Genomic DNA, 208 nt, shown 5'->3' on the forward strand with positions numbered 1-208 from the left:
GTCACTACCTGCAACACTCGCGCTCCAGTTGCCTGTTGCTGGATCAACGGTCGCTGTATAGGTCACGCCATTGATCAACACGGTCACAGCACTGGTCGCTGCATCAGCAGGGATACCCGTCAAGGTACCTGTGATGGTCACATTGCCACCTGACTCTGCCGCATTCAATACGTTGTCAGCTGTCACAGCCGCAATCGTTAACACCGCA

The 208-nt window shown here is 54.8% G+C and carries 1 protein-coding gene; it reads right to left on the reverse strand.

Annotation, left to right across the window (positions count from 1 at the left end; genetic code table 11):
- The coding region (locus GBI66_RS19630; protein WP_171494366.1) for a hypothetical protein at positions 1-208 on the reverse strand (208 nt) is incomplete at both ends.

The organism is Acinetobacter sp. TUM15071, assembly GCF_008980925.1.
Lineage (GTDB): Bacteria > Pseudomonadota > Gammaproteobacteria > Pseudomonadales > Moraxellaceae > Acinetobacter > Acinetobacter dispersus.